This is a genomic window from Bradyrhizobium sp. (assembly GCF_027307225.1).
In the GTDB taxonomy this organism is placed as follows: Bacteria; Pseudomonadota; Alphaproteobacteria; order Rhizobiales; family Xanthobacteraceae; genus Bradyrhizobium.
Genome location: NZ_DAHUXJ010000135.1, coordinates 26,770 through 42,553 on the forward strand (window position 1 = coordinate 26,770; position 15,784 = coordinate 42,553).

Below are 15,784 nucleotides of genomic sequence, written 5' to 3' on the forward strand. Positions count from 1 at the left end.
TCATGACGGCGCCAGCGCCTTGAACCGCGCGAGAAAGCGTTTCTCGGCCTTCGCCGCACTCCACGGCGTCAAATAATCTTCCTGTGTCGCCGGCGATAGCCCGGGATCGCGGCCGAACAGCCGCCTGGCTTCGTCCGCCGCGAAGCCGGCCAGTTCCGTGGCTTCGAGATAGGCCGCACCCTTGTCGGCCGCCTTGATCGCTTCAGCGATCTTGCCGTCCAGAACGGCCGGCAGTCCAAAGCGGATGTGGATCGCTGACAGCAGGCGCTTTTCGACCGACTTGTAGCCTTCGCCAAGCACGGCCTTGAACGGCGAGATCATGTCGCCGATCACATATTCGGGGGCATCGTGCAGGAGCGCGGCGAGGCGCCAGGTGACGTCGACCCGCGGCGTCTGCTCGCGCATCACGGCTTCAACCAGCAAGGTGTGCTGAGCGACCGAAAAGATGTGCGGCCCGCTGGTCTGTCCGTTCCAGCGCGCCACGCGCGCCAGCCCGTGGGCAATGTCGGCGATCTCGATATCGAGCGGCGAGGGGTCGATCAGGTTAAGCCGGCGTCCCGAAAGCATCCGCTGCCAGACCCTGGTGCCCTCTTTCCGAACTTCGCGACCCATCGCGGCAACCTGTTACGCGAAGTTCGGAAAGTAAAGGGCACCGGCAATATATGACTGCAGTACCGCTTTCGATCTGAGGTCCCGGGACGAGGTCGCCGCTTAGGTTGCGGGGACCTCAGACCGGCGGGTACTGCCGGGTGGGGTCTTCAGCCGGTTTCCTCGCGATCATTTGGCGGAGAGGCGGGGGCTGCGGCGTTTGCCGGCGCAGTGTTCATGGCAGAAGCAGGTGAGGAGATGGTCGTTGACCATGCCGGTTGCCTGCATGAAGGCATAAACGATGGTGGGGCCGACGAACTTGAACCCGCGCGAGGAAAGCTCTTTCGACATCTTGATCGACAGCGGCGTCGCCGCGGGAACGCTGGCGGTGGTCTTGAACTGATTGACCTTTGGCTTGCCGTCGACGAAGTCCCACAAAAACTTCGAAAAGCCGGGACCTTCCTCCATGATTTTCAGGTAGGATTTGGCGCTCGCGATCGTGCCCTCGATCTTGGCGCGGTTGCGGACGATGCCGGCATCGTTCATCAGCGCGTGAATCTTCCTGGGCGTGTAGCGCGCAATCTTCTCCGGCTGGAAGTCGCCGAAGGCTTTGCGGAAATGATCGCGCTTGCGCAGGATGGTGATCCAGGACAGCCCGGCCTGGAAGCCGTCGAGGATCAGCTTTTCGTAGAGCGCGCGGTCGTCGAATTCGGGTACGCCCCATTCGGTGTCGTGATAGGCGACGTAAAGCGGATCTTCGCCCGGCCAGGGGCACCGCGTCAGGCCGTCGGCGTGCAGGCGCGCTTTCGTCATGCGACGGTCTGCTTCGGCTGCAGGCGCAGTTCATCGGGTTCTGCAATGCGGATCGAGAGGCCTCCCGCTGTCAGCGGCGTGCCTGCTTTCAGCGCCTCGCCGGCCCGGTCGATCCGGATCAGCGCAAGGGCGTGACCGTCGGCGGCCGATCCCATGGTGCCGACCGTTTTGTCACCGGCAAGGACAGCCGAGCCCGGCTCCGGCGCAGGCCCGTCCAGCACGAGCCGCACGGTGCGCGTGCGGGCGGTGCCGCGATGCTGCATCCGCGACACCACCTCCTGGCCGACATAGCAGCCCTTGTCGAAATCGACGCCGTGAAGGCGGTCCATGTTGGTTTCGTGCGGGAAGGCGTCGCCATACATGAAGTCGAGACCGCCGCGGGGCGCGCCCACCGCAATGCGGTGCGCCTCATAGGACTTAGCATCGATGAGCTCCGCGCCGATCAGGCCAGCCGCCTTTGGCGCGAGTTCGGCGGGAACGAGAATCCGCAAGCCAAGCTCGGGGTTACGCGGATCGGTGAAGGTGAGATCTGGCTTCAACGCCGCATCGCCGTCCCAGGCGGCAAGTACGCCGAGGCGGTCGGAGAGATTCTCGATCCCGACCTTGGCGCGCAGCCGGTAGAAGGTGAGTTTATCGGTCAGCGCCTGCGCCAGCGCTTTCGGGCAATCGATCAGGAAACCGCCGCCATGGCCTGGGGGTGCCTCGGTGATCAGGAAATCGATCGTGATCTTGCCTTGCGGCGTCAGCAGCGCGCCGAAACGGCCCTGTCCTGGCTCGAGCCGCGCGGTATCGGTGGTGATGAGGCCGTTGAGGAAGTCGCGGGCCGTTTCGCCGGAGACTTTGACCACGCCGCGGTCGGGCAGAAACGCAGCTTTCATATCCTACATATCTCATGTGACATCTCGCATGAGAAGGTAGGCCGTTGATCGGCAAACAACAAGGCGCTTATTGTCGTGCAGTAGCCGTGGAAAACTCGCCGTTGCGCACGCGAACGACAAGGCCCTCGACGAATTTGGCGACTGCGTCTTCGCCATAGGTGCGGACCAGTTCGGCGAAGGCCGCAAACAGGCTCGCTTGCGCGAGGCAATCGCCATCGACACCATCATGTCGCGCTTCCGCCCAGGCCTCGTTGAGATAGCTGAGCGCGGCCTGCTTCTGTTCCTGGTCGGGCAAGAGGTCGCGGGCGATGAAAGGCGCAGGATGGCTCATGAACTTGAAAGCAGCTTTGGAGGCGAGGAAGGAGACGTGGTGTAGCATGCCAGGCGGGGCGGGCTAGAGCAGTTCTTTAGGAAAGGTTAACGGACCTCAATAAATCCGTCCGTGGCATCGCTGCGATGGCGGGATCGCTTGTTTCACGGCTTGACGTTTCCGATTCGATGGCTGCGATGTTGCCGGTCGTGCTCCGCATGCATATCGGACGGCATGGGCGCGATCAAATTGCATCAGAGCCGTTGGTCATCCGAGTCAATTGAGAGAGCGGTCAAGCGAGGAGCTGTAGCCAGCTAAAATACCGTCCCGATGGGCTCGCCCCTAACTCGTGAATTGTGTATTCAGGCTTAAGCGAACGCCGGCGATGATCGAGGTTTTTTGACCGCGGTATCATGCGATGATCGACGAAAAAAAGCTTGAGGAACGGTTGGTAGCGCTCGAAGCCGCCAAATCCTGGTCCCCGCGCGTGGTCTCGCGGCTGGAAATGCTGCTGCGCTCGGGCACAGACGAGGCGCTCTACCGCGTCAATCCGATTCAGTTCGCCACGGAGAAATCGATCGCCGAGGCTGAAGCGATTGATCTTTTCCTGCATGCCTGCGTGGCTGGTCTGTTCGACATGGACTGGCAGCTCGTTTGTCCGATGTGCTCCGACGTTGTCGAGAGCTTCCGATCCTTGCGCAAACTGCACACGCATTTCCATTGCCACCTCTGTCAAACCGATTACGACGCCGCGCTCGACGATTACATCACGGTGACGTTTACGGTTTCGCCCGCCGTGAGAAGCATCCGCTTCCACAAGCCGGAGGCGCTTTCGGCCTGGGATTACGTCTTCCACCACAAGCTGACGTCGGGCGGCGTGTTGCCAGACGGCGTGCCGTGGAGCGAGGCTGCCAAAACCCTGGTGAGGGTGCTCACCCGCATCGAGCCTGCTTCCGTGGTCAACCTCGAAGTTGATGCCGCCGAGGGCGCGCTTCTTGGCCAGGATTTCGACAGTGACGCCCAATTCTTTTTTCCGGTCGCAAGCGGGACGGGCGTAACGCCACCCCATGTGCCGGTCGTGCTCGAGGGCGGCAAATGCTTGGCCGCCACAGCCAGCATCGCACCTGGCAAGGTCGTGTTCGAAGTTCGCAACGCCGGCAAGCTGGCGGTGGTATTCGGCATCCTGCAGCTTCCGATGGCGTCGTTTCAACGCCCGCCGCTTCGCTTCGCGCCGTCCCTGACCGGCAAGCGACTGCTGATGACACAAACCTTTCGCGACTTCTTCCGCTCCGAGGTGATCGGTGCGACGGAGGGAATTGCGGTTCTCGATGTTACCCTCGTGTTCACCGATCTCAAGGGCTCGACGGCGCTTTACGAGAGGATCGGCGACCTCAATGCCTACATTCAGGTGCAGCGGCACTTCCAGCATCTCCTCGATGCCACCGTTCGGCACAACGGCGCCGTCACCAAGACGATCGGTGACGCCGTGATGGCGGCGTTTGTCACTTCGGCCGATGCGGTGCAGGCAGCGCTCGATATGCGCGAGGCCGTGGATCAGCTCAATCGCGACCGGGTGCAGCGCGATTTCATCCTGAAGATCGGCGTGCATAGGGGAGCCTCGATCGCGGTCACGCTCAACGAGCGGCTCGATTATTTCGGCCAGACGGTGAATATCGCAGCGCGGGTGCAAAACCTTGCCAATGGCGACGAGATTTGCATCACCGAAGAAGTTTACGGCGCGCCGGGGGTCGTGGAAATTATCGCGCCATACCCGGTGACAAAGAGCGAGGCGGAACTCAAGGGCGTCAGCAAGGCGATGTCGGTCTATCGTCTGGCCCCAATGGAGTCCTGATAGTCACTTGGCGAGTACCGCTAGTGTCCCGGTTCTGACATTCGTATCATATCGCGGCAGGCACTTTTACGAATGTCAGAACCAAAGGGACACTAGCAACTATATGATTCTAGTGTGGCTTTGACTCTGACGTTCCTTTGAGGAACTCGCTGCAAGACTGAAAGGAACGTCAGAGTCGCCGCACTAGTTCGCGTAGCGCGCGGTCAGGTCTCGGGAGATTTTCAGCCCCTCGTCGATGTAGCGGCGGATCGCGAGCGTCGCCGCCGGCGTGCAGGTGCGGTAGGTCTGCTGGAAGCCGTTATAGCCGCGGTTGAAGCCGGCGATCATGCGAGTGCGCCGCTCTCCACTTGGGGTTTCGGCATCGAGCAGCGCCTGCATCTCGTTGCGCCATTTGGCGCCTTCGTTGCTGCCGCAGATGCCACGGAGGTAGTGCAGCGTTCCGAGGATCTCGGCGAACCGCTGCAGCTCATTGTCGAACGGCGCGGCGGCTTCTTCTGCACGCGCAGAACCAGCGAGGCAGCAGAGGGCGAGGAGGGCAATGGAGAAAAGCTTCGGCATCAACGGATCCGGGGAAAGCCAGTGCGGCGAATTTGAAGTTCCTATCGGTTTCGCGGCAAGTTCGTTATAGGAACTTCAAATTCAAAGCTGCACTGGAAAATAATATTAGCTAGAGCTCTTTCGATCCCGAAGTTCGCGTCAGAGGTTGTTGCGATCGCTCGCGAACTCTGGGATCGGAGCTCTAGTTTGATATGCCCCCTCGGGGTGTGCGACGCAAGCTGCGGATTTTCGCCCGCCGGCGGTCGGCTACAGGCCCAAAACGCCCTTCGCCGACTGGATCACACCTGAAAGGCCATCGGTAATCCTGAGGTCGTCCAGCGCGTCGGCGGCAACCCACCGGTAGTCGTCGTGTTCCTCGTTCAGATGAGGCTCGCCGGCGCTCCAGCGCGCCGCAAAGGAAAGGATCACGTAGTGCCCGTGGCCTTCGGCCTTCGGCACGACCTCGCGCCAGCTGGCCAGGCCCACGACCTCGATCTTCAACGCGGTCTCCTCCATCACTTCGCGGTGTAGCGCAGCATGAAGGGTTTCGCCGAACTCAACGCGGCCGCCAGGCAACGAATAAAAGCCCTTTCCGGGCGAGCGCGCGCGCCGCACCAACAAGACCTTGTTGTCGCGAAAGATCGAGGCGCTCACTGCGAGCTGGGGATGGGATGAAGGAGAGGATGTCAAGGCAGGATCCGGGAAGAGACTGTTCGTGCGAAGCTTAAGACAGGATCGTGCAGAATCGCAATCAATGGGTCATGATGTATTCGACGTCGGCCGCGCCGTCGCCGTTGATCATCCCGCCAGCCTGCATCACCAGCGGCTTGACCCAGCCCGAGGCCTGCTCCGCCAGTTTCGCCCGGGTTGCGTCCTGTTGCGCTTCGCGCATGGCGTCACTCACCGCGGTGAGGATCGCAGTGATGGAATTCGTGATGTTGTCGAACTCGGCGCGGATGCGCTTATCGGCGGCATTATAGGCCTCGATCGCCAGGTCCCTGGCCTTGAAATTGGAGGCCGTAAAATGCTCTGCATAGGAGAGCGGCCGCCAGCCGAGAAAATCCTCGGCGCATTCGGGTATATCCGGAATCATTTCAAGCAGCATCACGGCTTCGTTGAAGTGATTCAGGTAGTCGGTGGCCAGCCCTGTGCGGGGATTGATGTTGGCCGCGCGCAATTCCTCGGCCAGCACCGCAAAGTCGGCGACGGTCTCGGAAGCGGGCCGTACGGGATTGGCAGCGGGTGAAGTCATCTGCCGCAGTGTTAGGGTTGGCGGTTAAAAGGTGCTGAATTTCATCTAGGTGGGTACGACAAATGTGCGGACGCTTCGTTATCACCTCGCCGCCGGAGGCTCTTCGGCAATTTTTCGGCTATTTTGAACAGCCTAACTTCCCGCCACGGTTTAATGTTGCACCTACGCAACCAATACCTGTCGTTATAAACCACGATGGCCGACATTTTCGCCTGATGCGCTGGGGATTTTGGCCGGCCTGGGTGAAAGATCCCCGTAAATTTACGCACCTGATCAATGCGCGCGCCGAGACCGTGAAGGAGAAGCCGGCGTTCAAAAATGCGATCCGGCGACGGCGCTGCCTGATTCCGGCGGATGGATATTACGAGTGGCAATCGATGGAGGGCGGTAAACGTCCGTATTTCGTCCACCGGCGCGACGGCGCTCCGATCGCCTTTGCCGGCGTGGCGGAGACCTGGATCGGACCGAATGGCGAAGAAGTGGAGACGGTGGCAATTGTCACGGCGCCGGCGAGCGTCGACCTTGCCGTGCTGCATCCGCGCGTGCCGGTTGCGATCGCGCCACTCGATTTCGGGTTTTGGCTCGATTGCCGCTCCGATGAAGCAGACAGCGTGACGCCGCTGATGCGCGGCCCCGAAAAGGGTGAATTCGCATGGCACGAAATTTCGTCGCGGGTCAATCACGTCGCCAATGACGATGCGCAACTGGTCCTGCCGATCACGGAAGAACAGCGCGAGGCCGAGCGTCCGAAGCCGAAGAAGGCGAGTGCGCGCAAAGTGGCTTCCGCCGATTTCGACGACGGGCAGGGGAGCCTGTTCTGATTGTTCCGTTAGGACTTGAGCAACTGCTTCAGCTTGGTCACCGCGCTGTCGGGCGTCGTCAACACCGGCAGCTTGGTCGCCTCCGCGACCATTTCGGCGGCGGGTGCCATGCTGTACTGCGCCAGCGCGATCAGGTCGCAGTCGCGCAGGTCGCGTGAGGCCTGCACCACCAGGCGATCGTGCTCGGCGCGGTCGCCGCGATCGAGCGCCGCCATCGCGCCTTCCGCCAACTTCGGCACCAGCTGGATCGTGCCGGGAAATTCGCCCGGCATCGACTGCAAGGTCGGCGGAAAGGTCGAAAGAAGCCCGATGCGGTGGCCGCGCTCGACCGCCTGCTCGATCATCGCCTGGTTTGGCTTCAATACGGGCATCGGCGAAAGATCGCGCGCGACAGCCTCGATGCAGGGACCGAACGCCGAGCAGGTAAAGAGGATCGCGTTGGCGCCGGTGGAGACGGCGTAGTGTCCGAGCGCGAGGAAGCGGTCGGTCATGTCGGGCGTCAGCCTGCCATCGCGCGCCACATCCGCCGACAGGCTGTCGTCGAGCAGGTTCATCAGCGTGGCCTGCGGCCAAAGTCGCGCGAACGAGGCTTCGATCGGCGCCAGCGAATGCTTTAACGCGTGGATGAGCGCGATGCGCATTTTTAAATTCTCGTTACAAGGCGGGGTGAGTGTCAACATGGAGCCGTCGGGCGTCACCTGAAGATGTTCAGCGCTGCATATTGCAACAGCATGATGGTCTTGGCATCGACGATGCGGCCGTCGTCGATCATGGCGAGCGCCTCGTCGACCGGCAATTCCAGCACTTCGATTTCCTCGCCTTCGTCCGCGAGACCGCCGCCCGGACCGATACGCATCTTCGCGTCATATTCGGCGACAAAGAAATGCATTTTTTCGGTCACCGCGCCCGGGGCCATGAAAGCCTCGAAAATCTTGCGGACCTCGCCGAGCCGGTAGCCGGTTTCCTCTTCCGCCTCGGCGCGAATGCGCTTCTCGGGCGTTTCGTTGTCCAATAGCCCGGCGGCGGCTTCGATCAGCAGATCGCCGTAACCTCTGACGTTAGCGGGATAGCGAAATTGCCGGACCAGCACGACCGTTCGTTGCGACAGATTGTAGGGCAGCAAGGCGGCCGCGTTGTCGCGGTGGTAGGTCTCGCGGCTTTGCGACTGCCACTCGCCATCGTCGCGCCGCCATTCGAAGGTCGTAGTCGTCAACACGCAGTAGCCGTCGGATAGCACGCGTTCGCTTTTGATGCGGATACGGTCGGAGACGGTCATGTCAGCCCTTCTGGAATTCGATCAAGGCGTCGGTTCACGGCCATCGAGCCATTTGGAGAAGATGACGCGCTCCTGCTCGGAATAGCCCAATGATTGATAGAAATCCTTTACGCCCTCATTGTTGGGCCGCACCATCAGTTGCAGTTTGGCGATGCCGGCTTCGCGCAGCCAGTTCTCGGCTGCATGCATGATCACGCGGCCGTAACCTTTTCCGCGATGACCGGGATCGATGGCGAGGTAATAGACCCAGCCGCGATGGCCGTCGTGCCCGACCAGAACCGTGGCGGCGATAGCGCCACCATCACGGCCGATCAGCACGGTTGCATTGGATCCGTTGCGGGCAAGCGCGATGTCGGCGGCCGGATCGTTCCACGGCCGCGTCAAACCGCAGGTTCGCCAAAGTGCGATCACTTCGTCCACGTCAGCGTCGCGGATCAGTGCTATCGCGAGCGGGGGGAAAGGGGCAGTCACAGCACCTTGCCGGGGTTCATGATCCCGAGCGGATCGAGCAGCGCCTTGATGGAGCGCATCAGCTCGATCGCGACCTTGTCCTTCACCTCGGGCAATTCGTCGCGCTTGAGCACGCCGATGCCATGTTCGGCCGAGATCGATCCGCCCATCCGCAGCACGACCTCGTACACCACAGCGTTCACGTCATGCCAGCGGGCGAGGAAATCTGCGGCATTGGCGCCGGCCGGCTGGCTGACATTGTAATGGATATTGCCGTCGCCGAGATGGCCGAACGGCACCGGCCGCGATCCCGGAATGAGTTTGACGACGGCCGCATTGGCTTGCGCGATGAAGTCGGGGACGGCTGCGACCGGCACCGAAATGTCGTGCTTGATCGAACCGCCTTCGGGCTTCTGCGCCGCCGACATTTCGTCGCGCAATTTCCAGAACGCCGCGCACTGGCTCAAATTCGCGGCGATCACCGCGTCGTCGACGATGCCTTCTTCCATGCCGCGGCCCAGGATCGATTCCAGCGTCGCGCGCGCGTCGTCGCGCGGCGAGGACAGCTCCATCAGCACGAACCAGGGATGCTTGTCCGCGAGCGGCGCGCGAATGTCGATGCCATGGCGGACGCTGAAATCGACGGCGATGTCGGCGAGCAGCTCAAAACTGGTGAGGCTGCCGGCAGCTTCGGTTTGCGAGATCGACAACAGCTTCAAGGCATCGGCTGGCGATTTCAGGCCGACGAAGGCGGTCTCGATGGTGCGCGGCTTCGGAAACAGCTTCAGCGTTGCCGCGGTGATGATGCCGAGCGTGCCTTCCGCGCCGATGAAGAGGTTGCGCAGATCGTAGCCGGTATTGTCCTTTTTCAGTTTCGATAGCGCATTGAGAATGCGCCCGTCGGCGAGCACCAACTCAAGCCCGAGCGCCATTTCGCGCGCCACGCCGAACGCAAGCGCGCCTGTGCCGCCGGCATTGGTGGAGAGATTGCCGCCGATGGTGCAGCTTCCTTCTGCGCCCAGCGACAGCGGGAAATAGCGATCGACTTCGGCCGCCGTTTGCTGCGCGACCTGCAGCACCACGCCGGATTCGCAGGTCATGGTGCTGGAGGCTGCATCGATGTCGCGGATCTTGTCGAGCCGCCGCGTCGAGACAACGACCTCGCCCTGATGCGGCACCTGTCCGCCGACCAGGCCCGTGTTGCCGCCCTGCGGCACCAGCGCGATTTTTTGTTCGGTGGCGAGCTTGCAGATCGCGGAGACCTCCGCCGTCGAGCCCGGCCGGAGCACCAGCGGAGACCGTCCGTGATAGAGCCCGCGCTCTTCGGTCACGTAGGGCGCGACATCGGCCGGTGCCGTCACCGCATACTTGTCGCCGACGATGGCGCGAAATCGCGCAATCAGTTCCGGTGAAAGCGGCGACATCGGTGTCTGGACGATGTTCATTGGCGTCCCTTTTCGTCTCTGCTTTTCTTGCGTGTTGTTATCTGCCGATCGCGGCGCGGCGCAGCCGGTCGTTGATGGCTTCGCCCAGCCCATGCTGCGGCACCGGCATCACGGCGATGGCGCGGGCGAGCTTCGCATCGAGCGCTCGAAGATAGCCGAAAAGGTTGGCGGCGGCCTCGGTAAGATCGCCGCCTTCGGATAGGTTCATGGCCGCTTTTGCCGCATGGCCGCCATTCACCGTGGCCGGACCGAAAGCGAGCAGCGCCTCATCGGGCGCGACGTCGGTGGCGTTGAGCCGAACCGGCGTGCGCGGCGCGTAATGCGAGGCCAGCATGCCCGGTGCAAGCGGCCTATCGTCCTTGCCCGCCGCGTCCTCCGGCAGCCGCCGCAGGGGACAGCCGAGCACGCGCTCGATTTCCTCGCGCGGCAGCCCGCCCGGCCGGAGCAGCATCGGTTCTTCAAAGCAGCCCAGAATCGTGGACTCGACGCCGACCTTGACCGCCCCGCCGTCCAGAATGAGATCGACGCGGCCCGCAAGATCGCCCGCCACGTGCGCCGCCAGGGTTGGCGAGACATGGCCGGAGAGATTGGCGGAGGGGGCGACCACCGCCCCGCCAAAGGCGCGCAGCAGGGCTTTCGCGACCGGATGAGCGGGAACGCGGATCGCCACCGTATCGAGGCCCGCGGTGGCGAGTTCCGCGACCGGGCATTGGGAGGTTTTGGGCAGCACCAGCGTCAGGGGACCCGGCCAGAAGGCTTCCGCGAGCTTTAGGGCGGTCGCATCAAAGCGAGCAATCGGCCGGGCCGCCGCGAGGTCCACGACGTGGGCAATCAGGGGGTTGAAGGAGGGCCGTTCCTTGGCCTCATAGACCTTGGCAACGGCAGAGGCCTGGGCGGCATCGGCGCCAAGCCCATAGACGGTCTCGGTCGGGAAGGCGACCAGGCCGCCTGCCGCCAGCCGCCGCGCGGCTTCCGCCACGGCGGCGGCGCTGGCTGGCAAAATCTGTGTTTTCAGGTCCACCCTCACTCGGTCAAAATCCTTAAGTCCGGCTTCTTGCAGTGCGCGAAGGCGGACGCTATAAGCCGCCTTCTTGTCGGAGCGTGGCTCAGCCCGGTAGAGCACTGCGTTCGGGACGCAGGGGTCGCAGGTTCGAATCCTGCCGCTCCGACCATTATCTTCAAATACTTAGTCTTTTCCTTTATTTCTACCCCCCGAAATATCCCCCGAAGAATAGCTGCCGCCCCAAATCAGGCCGCAGCTTTCCTCGACGACTTCTTCGCCGTGATACCTTCGACAGCCTCGGCAAGATAGTCGGGATGGTGGTGTCCGTAGACCCGTTCCAAGACCTCTACAGTCATGCCGAGATAGCCCGCCGCGGTCCACAAATTGACCCCACGCTGCATGAGCCAAGTTGCGGCGGTGTGGCGCATGGTATGCGGCGTGACGGGTCCGGCCGACAAATCAATCTTGGATTCCTTAACCACCGTTCGGAAGGCTTTCTTGACCGATAAAACGGGCTTTCCGTTCCATTCGACGAAATGCTCCTTGGCGATGCCAAGCCGGTCCCAGCGCCTCAAATGAGCCAGGAGACGGGGTGGGATAGGTGCCGGAGGCTGACGCTTGTTTGTCCGCTTCTTGCCTATCGCCTTGCGGTAGTAAACCCCGTTTTGGAGATCGACGTATGACTTGCCGGGCGCGCGCACCTTAGCCGCCGACGCAATCGCCCCAGCTCGGGTTCCGGTGTAAAAGCCGATCAGTAGGAAACGGGCAACGTGCCGAAGTGGTCGGCGATCCGTGAGGACCTTCTGGCCCTTATTAGGACCGACGTGAATGGTTTGAACTTCTCGGTAGCGCCAAGCCTTCCAAATCATGGCCGCGGCCTCGCTGCGCGTAAGCCATCGGTCCCGGGCCTCACCCTTGTCGGGCAACCAGACGCTGACCTTGCCATAGTGCAGATTCTCGCTGCTGTGGAAATTGATGGCGGCACGCAATATCTCAAGGTCGCGTCGCGCGCCTCCTTCGCCACCGCCCTCGCTAATCCGATGCTTCACGTATGATTTACATAGCTGGGTATTGATCTCGCTAAGCATCTTGCCGCCGAACAACTCGTTTATTCGGCCAATTGCTTGTTCAAGGTGGCGTTCCTTGGAGGTCTTCTCCTCTTCGGGTTTGTCCGGGTCAACTTTGTCGTTTAGGTAGACCAGGAGGACATCCGCGATATCGATTTCCTTGATGTCATCAGATGTATTCCGTGGATTGTACTGCCGCGAAATGTAGTTCGCTAAGGCTTGCTGGACTTCCGCTGGCGGTTTGAGTTGAGACGGGTTCGCAAGACATCCTGTGGAGACTTCAGTTTTGCCGTCTCGGATGACCCAGACTGATTTTTGGTAGAGCTTGCCATCCTTGTAACGAGCGGCGCGGCGTCGGATGTAAGGGCCTTGGCTTGCACGCGACATAATTCCCTCATTCGTTTTATCTCTGCTAGCGTCACGAAATCCTTGTTTGCGATGCGCTCAATTCGAAGCCGACCGCGCGCGGCTTCGCGTCGCAAGCCCGATGCTGTCATCGAACCGTCGGGAAAAGCTAACTTCGCGGCTACAGAAAGACGGAGAGGCGCGTCAGGATCAAACTGACAAGAATCGTGCGAACCACCCATAACCAATCACCTTCCGAAGCCCGGCGACGGACTTCAGTTGACGACTGGACAGCTAGCAGTCGCAGGATCCGAAATTGACTGTCTTATGGTGTGGTGTAGGGGAGACTTGGCGGCCTATAAAGCATGCCAACGAGTTCAAATAGTACGGAATAAGCGCGCAGAGTCCAAGGTCGGTTCGTGGTTGCAACCCATATCGTCGCTGAAGGTCAGTCACCATCGTAAATGTCGGAATCGCTCGCAAGCAGCCCGGCGTGCTTCATAAAATCAAAGCCACCATTTTGGACGTGCCTCACATCCTCTGTGCCGAGATCATCAAGCAGCCGTTTCGATGATAGTCGGGACCAGTTGAGGACGGCGGATGTCCTGATGGCCGCATACGTCGTCCCGGCGAAGAAAAGCGTCCAGCCGCCCCTAAAGAGCCATTCCTGAACTTCGTCCACGAAGTCCCGATCCAAACGCTGGCGGCCCCATAGTCGGCGCAGCGTCAGTTCGGAAAGTCGAACCCGTGTTGTGGAAGCAGGATCTTGGTTTCTAAGTTCAATCAGGCGCAGCAAGACAATCGCGCACTCCTGCGCGCCGAGAAGGCGGGGTAGCTCCATTTTTTTCATTTGGCATATATCGCATAAAAATGTGATATACGCAAGAAAAATATTCGTATATACGCAAAAACCGGGTTTCTGGGATTGAGGTCCCTTGGCCGCGAAATTGTCTCGTGAAAAGTCGGAGTGGCAGGCATGGCGTATGATGCGATTCGAAGGCGAAACGTTCGGGGAGGGCGTTTGAGACCGCCTACATGGGGCGGACCGGTTCGCCCCTCGCCCGCGGCCCAGCGCCGCCGCGACCTCCAAATGGCTCAGGAGGAGACGAAGAGGAAATTTCCGAATCTCGACGCGAAACTTGAAAGGATCGCCAAGAGAATAAGGGAGGCTCGTCTCTCGGGGCGACGGTTCGCTTATAAGGAGCCTCTTCGGGATCTCTACGAGATGGCATACGACTGGAACGAGGCAGACAAGCTAGATGCGCGCATCCGACATGTTGCCAATCTTCGTGGGATTCCGATTCGAGCCAACGCGAACCCGTTCAGCGTTCTTATCAAAGCCTTGCTGGGCCAGAGCGCGGATAGAAAGACAGTAAGTCGCTGGTCGGTTCAGTTGAAAAAAGCGATGGACGATGATGTCGCCCCTAAAGACCTGAATACGCACATCTGATCAGCATCCCGATCAATCTGCATGAGGTAGTTTCGAGAGTTTTGGTGATGTCCTTTCGAGGGACAACCATATGGTGTTGATCGTAGGCGAGCGGACAGTTTGCCTTGCCTGATTCATCGAGCGGCTAAACTAATTCTTGTAAAGAACATTAGCAGCGAGCGAACGTGTTGGTTGCCCAACGTCAGTAGTGGTCTGCCTCATCGGGACGCTCTTCATATGAAAGAGAATTGTTTCCAACGTCCGTTCAAGAGACAATCAGATATGTACTATCAATCTTACAGAGACCGTCTACGTATAATACAAGCCTACGATGAAATGTTGGAAGCGAGGCTGGAGACTTCGAAGGGTTACTTCGTAAACTTTATGTTCAATGAGCTACCCGGTGGTCGGGCGGCAAAATTGCAGCAGATGCGGAAACAAATAGAACGTTTTCATGGTCTCTTGACGAGACATATTGTGCGGAAGCCTGAATCCGACGGTTGGCGTCATCTGCGACCGGTGTTGATTGTTGCGCCGGACCTTCCTGTGCCCAAGCGTGTGAAAACGTCAGGTAGCAGAATTGGCGCGAATGACGGGCTGCATATCAATGGAATTTTGCTTGTGCCGCCGAGGCGGCGTCCCGCGAAAACAAAGAAGGAAGTACCACGAAAGCAGTCGAGACTTCGAATCTCTGTTCGGAAACACCTTCAGGAAAAGCACCGGGTCTTTTTCAATGAGAGCTTAGCAAGGGCACACGTCACGAGGGTCCAGCACGGAACCATGGCCGACTACATGTTCAAGACTGTCAAGAAGGGCTTGGCGGACTGGGACGATGTTCTGATCTTGAACTAATGTCTCCTGAATGGATGGTCCGTGCGTCTTTAACGGAAACGCTAACTCCAGCTTCGATCTTGTAAATGCTCCGGGTGGTCGCGATGGCGTGACCGCCGAATGGAGCATATCGTGAAGTCGAGAATAGACGCATTTGTTGCCGAGATCGCCCGAACCGTCGATTCTAGAATTCTGGCCGACGATTCCAATTTCGCAGGTTTGTGGCGACCTTACCGATCTCACGTGTTGCTTACTCATCTGGTGAGACGCGACGTTGCGAGAATCGAAAAGTGGAGCGGAACCGTTCGTTGGCTGCCCTCTCGTACCCTCGAAAGAAAGTTCGGCGTGAAAGGGCACATCATCCCGGACGAGGTCGAGCGAACCGAACGTCCGTTAGGCATGAATACACTCGCTGACGAGTTTTCAGAATATCTCAGAGCTAACACTGCGTTGGTTGATGAAGTCACATCGTATTTTCTGAGGCGCTTTGCAATGTATGAAAAAGGATTATTCGAGTATCGCGGAAAAAGGGGCGGGAGGTGCCAATTTCGGAGGACTTAGCGCCGCTCCGAGTACTCGGATGAAGCTGGCGATAGCCACGCTAACCCAATCTTGTAAATCCGTAATGATCGACGCAACCGCGCCTGATCAATATGGAGAAAAAAGATGGGTGAATATTCAAAAATCGAATGGTGCGATCATACGTTCAATCCATGGATTGGCTGCCAAAAAGTCTCGCCGGGATGTGACCATTGTTACGCCGAAGCAATGATGGATCACCGATATAAGAGGGTTGAATGGGGCCCGCACGGCGAGCGCCAGCGAACGTCGGAACAAAACTGGAAAAAGCCTATCCAGTGGAACGCGCAGGCCCGCGCATTTACAAA

18 protein-coding genes and 1 tRNA gene are annotated in these 15,784 nt (G+C 59.9%); 5 read left to right on the forward strand and 14 right to left on the reverse strand.

The window, feature by feature from the left end; translation table 11 throughout:
- The 4 genes from M6D32_RS22560 to M6D32_RS22575 form a co-directional block, all read right to left on the reverse strand.
- Positions 1–612 carry an HD family hydrolase gene (locus tag M6D32_RS22560; protein ID WP_298260413.1) on the reverse strand — a complete coding sequence of 204 codons (612 nt, stop codon included), beginning with the start codon at positions 610–612 and terminating at the stop codon, positions 1–3.
- Positions 613–777: 165 nt separating this feature from the next.
- Positions 778–1,401, reverse strand: coding sequence for a DNA-3-methyladenine glycosylase I (locus M6D32_RS22565; protein WP_298260415.1), 624 nt, complete (start codon positions 1,399–1,401; stop codon positions 778–780).
- Positions 1,398–2,279 (reverse strand): folate-binding protein, encoded by an 882-nt coding sequence (locus M6D32_RS22570; protein ID WP_298260417.1) that lies wholly within the window; start codon positions 2,277–2,279, stop codon positions 1,398–1,400. The genes M6D32_RS22565 and M6D32_RS22570 overlap by 4 nt, the downstream gene beginning before the upstream one ends.
- Positions 2,280–2,346: 67 nt before the next feature.
- Positions 2,347–2,610 (reverse strand): hypothetical protein, encoded by a 264-nt coding sequence (locus M6D32_RS22575; protein WP_298260448.1) that lies wholly within the window; start codon positions 2,608–2,610, stop codon positions 2,347–2,349.
- A gap of 397 nt (positions 2,611–3,007) precedes the next feature.
- On the opposite strand from M6D32_RS22575, the gene M6D32_RS22580 reads away from it, so the two are divergent.
- Positions 3,008–4,441 carry an adenylate/guanylate cyclase domain-containing protein gene (locus tag M6D32_RS22580; protein ID WP_298260419.1) on the forward strand — a complete coding sequence of 478 codons (1,434 nt, stop codon included), beginning with the start codon at positions 3,008–3,010 and terminating at the stop codon, positions 4,439–4,441.
- 183 nt (positions 4,442–4,624) lie between these two features.
- Here the strand turns inward: M6D32_RS22580 and M6D32_RS22585 are convergent, their stop codons facing one another.
- From M6D32_RS22585 to M6D32_RS22595, 3 genes are all read right to left on the reverse strand, one after another.
- On the reverse strand, positions 4,625–4,999 hold the full coding sequence (locus M6D32_RS22585; protein ID WP_298260421.1) for a TIGR02301 family protein: 375 nt from the start codon (positions 4,997–4,999) through the stop codon (positions 4,625–4,627).
- Positions 5,000–5,245: 246 nt separating this feature from the next.
- Entirely contained in the window at positions 5,246–5,632 is a 387-nt protein-coding gene (locus tag M6D32_RS22590) for an NUDIX hydrolase (RefSeq protein ID WP_298260423.1), read from the reverse strand.
- Between the two features lie 97 nt (positions 5,633–5,729).
- Complete coding sequence (locus M6D32_RS22595) at positions 5,730–6,230, reverse strand: hypothetical protein (protein ID WP_298260425.1); 501 nt, start codon at positions 6,228–6,230, stop codon at positions 5,730–5,732.
- 62 nt (positions 6,231–6,292) lie between these two features.
- Here M6D32_RS22595 and M6D32_RS22600 point away from each other — a divergent pair, with 62 nt between their 5' ends.
- The gene (locus M6D32_RS22600) at positions 6,293–7,051 is read left to right on the forward strand and encodes an SOS response-associated peptidase (RefSeq protein ID WP_298260426.1); all 759 of its coding nucleotides are present in this window, start codon (positions 6,293–6,295) and stop codon (positions 7,049–7,051) included.
- A gap of 8 nt (positions 7,052–7,059) precedes the next feature.
- Here M6D32_RS22600 and M6D32_RS22605 read toward each other — a convergent pair whose 3' ends face one another.
- Genes M6D32_RS22605 through M6D32_RS22625 form a run of 5 tightly spaced genes read right to left on the reverse strand, consistent with a single transcriptional unit; the run spans position 7,060 to position 11,243 of the window.
- A complete protein-coding gene (locus M6D32_RS22605) occupies positions 7,060–7,692 on the reverse strand; it encodes an arylsulfatase (RefSeq protein ID WP_298260428.1) in 633 nt (210 codons plus the stop codon).
- Positions 7,693–7,745: 53 nt separating this feature from the next.
- Positions 7,746–8,327 (reverse strand): NUDIX domain-containing protein, encoded by a 582-nt coding sequence (locus M6D32_RS22610; RefSeq protein WP_298260430.1) that lies wholly within the window; start codon positions 8,325–8,327, stop codon positions 7,746–7,748.
- A 21-nt stretch (positions 8,328–8,348) separates the two neighbouring features.
- On the reverse strand, positions 8,349–8,798 hold the full coding sequence (locus tag M6D32_RS22615) for a GNAT family acetyltransferase (protein ID WP_298260432.1): 450 nt from the start codon (positions 8,796–8,798) through the stop codon (positions 8,349–8,351).
- A complete protein-coding gene (locus tag M6D32_RS22620; RefSeq protein WP_298260434.1) occupies positions 8,795–10,222 on the reverse strand; it encodes an FAD-binding oxidoreductase in 1,428 nt (475 codons plus the stop codon). The genes M6D32_RS22615 and M6D32_RS22620 overlap by 4 nt, the downstream gene beginning before the upstream one ends.
- 37 nt (positions 10,223–10,259) lie before the next feature.
- Positions 10,260–11,243: an L-threonylcarbamoyladenylate synthase gene (locus tag M6D32_RS22625; RefSeq protein WP_298260436.1), complete on the reverse strand. Its 984-nt coding sequence runs from the start codon at positions 11,241–11,243 to the stop codon at positions 10,260–10,262.
- 74 nt (positions 11,244–11,317) lie between these two features.
- On the opposite strand from M6D32_RS22625, the gene M6D32_RS22630 reads away from it, so the two are divergent.
- Positions 11,318–11,394: transfer RNA gene (locus M6D32_RS22630), tRNA-Pro, on the forward strand.
- Positions 11,395–11,470: 76 nt separating this feature from the next.
- Here M6D32_RS22630 and M6D32_RS22635 read toward each other — a convergent pair.
- Both M6D32_RS22635 and M6D32_RS22640 read right to left on the reverse strand, forming a co-directional pair.
- On the reverse strand, positions 11,471–12,679 hold the full coding sequence (locus M6D32_RS22635; protein WP_298260438.1) for a site-specific integrase: 1,209 nt from the start codon (positions 12,677–12,679) through the stop codon (positions 11,471–11,473).
- 406 nt (positions 12,680–13,085) lie between these two features.
- The gene (locus M6D32_RS22640; RefSeq protein ID WP_298260440.1) at positions 13,086–13,487 is read right to left on the reverse strand and encodes a hypothetical protein; all 402 of its coding nucleotides are present in this window, start codon (positions 13,485–13,487) and stop codon (positions 13,086–13,088) included.
- 375 nt (positions 13,488–13,862) lie between these two features.
- Here M6D32_RS22640 and M6D32_RS22645 point away from each other — a divergent pair, with 375 nt between their 5' ends.
- Together M6D32_RS22645 and M6D32_RS22650 are read left to right on the forward strand one after the other, a co-directional pair.
- Positions 13,863–14,087, forward strand: a complete 225-nt coding sequence (locus M6D32_RS22645; RefSeq protein WP_298260442.1) for a hypothetical protein — start codon at positions 13,863–13,865, stop codon at positions 14,085–14,087.
- Between the two features lie 1,476 nt (positions 14,088–15,563).
- Positions 15,564–15,784 (forward strand): DUF5131 family protein (locus tag M6D32_RS22650; RefSeq protein ID WP_298260444.1); only part of this gene is annotated, 221 nt, incomplete at its 3' end.

What these genes read in the sequence shown, in the direction of transcription:
- M6D32_RS22560 (WP_298260413.1), bottom strand. Translation starts at nt 612, where the DNA reads ATGGGTCGCGAAGTTCGGAAAGAGGGCACCAGGGTCTGGCAGCGGATG.
- M6D32_RS22565 (WP_298260415.1), bottom strand. Translation starts at nt 1,401, where the DNA reads ATGACGAAAGCGCGCCTGCACGCCGACGGCCTGACGCGGTGCCCCTGG.
- M6D32_RS22570 (WP_298260417.1), bottom strand. Translation starts at nt 2,279, where the DNA reads ATGAAAGCTGCGTTTCTGCCCGACCGCGGCGTGGTCAAAGTCTCCGGC.
- M6D32_RS22575 (WP_298260448.1), bottom strand. Translation starts at nt 2,610, where the DNA reads ATGAGCCATCCTGCGCCTTTCATCGCCCGCGACCTCTTGCCCGACCAG.
- M6D32_RS22580 (WP_298260419.1), top strand. Translation starts at nt 3,008, where the DNA reads ATGATCGACGAAAAAAAGCTTGAGGAACGGTTGGTAGCGCTCGAAGCC.
- M6D32_RS22585 (WP_298260421.1), bottom strand. Translation starts at nt 4,999, where the DNA reads ATGCCGAAGCTTTTCTCCATTGCCCTCCTCGCCCTCTGCTGCCTCGCT.
- M6D32_RS22595 (WP_298260425.1), bottom strand. Translation starts at nt 6,230, where the DNA reads ATGACTTCACCCGCTGCCAATCCCGTACGGCCCGCTTCCGAGACCGTC.
- M6D32_RS22600 (WP_298260426.1), top strand. Translation starts at nt 6,293, where the DNA reads ATGTGCGGACGCTTCGTTATCACCTCGCCGCCGGAGGCTCTTCGGCAA.
- M6D32_RS22605 (WP_298260428.1), bottom strand. Translation starts at nt 7,692, where the DNA reads ATGCGCATCGCGCTCATCCACGCGTTAAAGCATTCGCTGGCGCCGATC.
- M6D32_RS22610 (WP_298260430.1), bottom strand. Translation starts at nt 8,327, where the DNA reads ATGACCGTCTCCGACCGTATCCGCATCAAAAGCGAACGCGTGCTATCC.
- M6D32_RS22620 (WP_298260434.1), bottom strand. Translation starts at nt 10,222, where the DNA reads ATGAACATCGTCCAGACACCGATGTCGCCGCTTTCACCGGAACTGATT.
- M6D32_RS22635 (WP_298260438.1), bottom strand. Translation starts at nt 12,679, where the DNA reads ATGTCGCGTGCAAGCCAAGGCCCTTACATCCGACGCCGCGCCGCTCGT.
- M6D32_RS22640 (WP_298260440.1), bottom strand. Translation starts at nt 13,487, where the DNA reads ATGAAAAAAATGGAGCTACCCCGCCTTCTCGGCGCGCAGGAGTGCGCG.
- M6D32_RS22645 (WP_298260442.1), top strand. Translation starts at nt 13,863, where the DNA reads ATGGCATACGACTGGAACGAGGCAGACAAGCTAGATGCGCGCATCCGA.